This is a genomic window from Streptomyces milbemycinicus (genome assembly GCF_002154605.1).
Lineage (GTDB): Bacteria > Actinomycetota > Actinomycetes > Streptomycetales > Streptomycetaceae > Streptomyces > Streptomyces milbemycinicus.
In genome coordinates this window covers 1-2,643 of the sequence record NZ_MUNE01000918.1, presented here as the reverse complement: position 1 = coordinate 2,643, position 2,643 = coordinate 1, and the positions used below count along the sequence as shown (strand labels likewise).

2 protein-coding genes are annotated in these 2,643 nt (G+C 72.8%); both read right to left on the bottom strand.

From position 1 onward, the window contains the following. Nucleotides 1–1,693: DNA primase (gene dnaG, locus CCN51_RS48840; RefSeq protein WP_086861081.1), on the bottom strand; the 1,693-nt coding region annotated here is incomplete at its 3' end. A gap of 87 nt (nt 1,694–1,780) precedes the next feature. Then, nucleotides 1,781–2,643, bottom strand: an 863-nt coding sequence (locus CCN51_RS48835; RefSeq protein ID WP_158104778.1) for an NAD(P)/FAD-dependent oxidoreductase, incomplete at its 5' end; no start/stop codon positions are given.

Below are 2,643 nucleotides of genomic sequence, written 5' to 3'. Positions count from 1 at the left end.
CGCGGGCGGCGCTCGCCCCGCCCGCGTCCTCGATGGCGCGGCGCACGGCGGCGTACGGCGGGGCGGTGAACTCGTCGATCCCGTAGGCGTCGAAGGCCGGGGAGACCAGCTCCGGGCGCTGCAGGGCGAGCTTCAGCAGCTCGCGCTCGACGCGGTGGGCGGGGCTGCGGAGGTTCAGCGCGGGGCCGCGCGGGGGCTGCGGCGCGCCGTCGGGGCCGCCCCCCGGCCCCGCGGCGCGCCCTGCACCGGGGCCGGAGCCTTGGCCGGGGCCGGAGCCTTGGCCGGGGCCGCCGTAGCCCCCGCCCGGGCCGCCGCCGCGGCGGGCGCCGCCCTGCTGTGGGCCGCCGCCGCGCTGGCCGCGCTCGCGGGCCCACTGGGCGAGCTGCGCGACCCGGCGGACGACGAACTGGGTGTCGAGGATGCCGAGCAGCCCCGCGAGATGGACCGCGGACTCATGCTGGATCGATCTGTTCTTGATCCCGGCGACGACCGGCGCGGCCTCCTCGAGCGCCGCGGCCCGCCCCACCGCCGTATCCAGGTTGTGCCGGGCGAGTATGTGCCGGATCGCGAACTCGAAAAGCTGCGTACGGCTGTCCACCAGCTCCTTGACGGCGCCATCGCCCTCGGCGAGGCGCAGCTCGCACGGGTCCATCCCGCCGGGCGTGACCGCGATATACGTCTCGGCGGCGAACTTCTGGTCGTCCTCAAAGGCCCGCAGCGCCGCCTTCTGGCCCGCCGCGTCGCCGTCGAAGGTGAAGACCACCTCGGCGCTCGAGTTGTCCATCAGCAGCCGCCGGAGGATCTTGATGTGGTCGCCGCCGAAGGCCGTACCGCAGGTGGCGATGGCGGTGGTCACCCCGGCGAGATGGCAGGCCATGACGTCCGTATAGCCCTCGACGACGACGGCCCGGCTGGTCTTGGCGATCTCCTTCTTGGCGAGGTCGATCCCGTACAGCACATGCGACTTCTTGTAGAGCGGCGTCTCGGGGGTGTTCAGATACTTCGGGCCGTTGTCGTCGTCGCGCAGCTTGCGCGCGCCGAAGCCGACGACCTCGCCGGTGATATCGCGGATGGGCCACATCAGACGGCCGCGGAAGCGGTCGATGGGGTTACGGCGGCTCTCCTGGGCGAGGCCGGAGAGGATCAGCTCCTTGTCGGTGAAGCCGCGGCCGCGCAGAAAGCGGACGAGGTGGTCCCAGCCGGCCGGGCTGTAGCCGACGCCGAAGTGCTGGGCGGCGGCCTGGTCGAAGCCGCGCTCGGCGAGGAATCTGCGGCCGATCTCCGCCTCGGGGCTGTCCAGCTGCTCCACATAGAACTGGGCGGCCGCCTTATGGGCCTCCACCAGGCGGGTGCGCTCGCCCTGCTGCCGGCCGGGGGTCGCGCTGCCCTGCTCGTAGCGCAGGGTGATACCGGCCTGGGAGGCGAGGCGCTCGATGGTCTCGGCGAAGGAGAGGTGGTCGATCTTCATGATGAAGTCGACCGTGTCGCCGCCCTCCTGGCAGCCAAAACAGTAGAAAAGCCCCTTGCTGGGGCTGACCTGGAAGGACGGGGACTTCTCGTCATGGAAGGGGCACAGGCCCTTGAGATTGCCACCGCCGGCGTTGCGCAGCTGGAGGTACTCGGACACAACGGCGTCGATCGGGACCGCGTCCCGCACCGCCTTCACGTCGTCATCGTTGATCCTGCCTGCCACGCGTGAATTCTACGGCCGGGCTCCGACATCGCCGGAGCCCAGCCGGGCCCGCGCCCAGCAGCGCGCGAGCGGTCTGCGGGGTTCCGCCTACGGAAGCAGGGACTCCAGCGGGACGGACGGGTTCGCCAGGTCGTTGGCATCGAGGCGGACGCCGCTGCGGATGAGGCGCTGGATGGGCTCTACGACATCCCATACGTTCACATTCATCCCCGCCAGCAGGCGGCCCTCGCTCAGCCAGAAGGCGATGAACTGCCGCTTGCCGACGTCGCCGCGGCACACCACCTGGTCGTACGAGCCGGGCGGCGCGTAGCCGGAGTACTCCAGGCCGACGTCGTACTGGTCGGAGAAGAAGTAGGGCACGCGGTCGTACGCCACGTCCTGCCCGAGCATCGCGCGGGCCGCGGCCGGGCCGCCGTTCAGCGCGTTGGCCCAGTGCTCGACGCGCACCCGTCCGCCCGGCGGCTCGACGCCGCCCGGGAAGGCGAGCGGGGCCGCGGCCACATCGCCCGCCGCGAAGATGTCCGGGTCGCTGGTGCGCAGCGAGGCGTCCACCACGATGCCGCCGCCCGCCGCGCGATCCGCCACCTCCAGACCGGACGCCTCGGCGAGTGCGGTGCGCGGGGCGGCGCCGATCGCGGCCAGCACGTCGTGGGCGGGGTGCTCCTCCCCGTCGTCGGTGCAGGCCGCCAGCACCACACCGTCCTGCCCGGTGATCTCGGTGAGCCGGGCGCCGAAGTGGAAGCGGACGCCGTGCTCCTGGTGCAGATCGGCGAAGAGGGTGCCGAGCTCGGGGCCGACGACGCGATGGAGCGGGGTGGGCTCGGGCTCGACGATCGTCACCTCGGCGCCGTACCCGCGCGCGGCCGGGACAACGGGCAGCTGGTCATCGCGGGGGCGGGCTGGATCGGTCTGGAGGTGGCGGCGGCCGCGCGCGGGTACGGCGCCGAGGT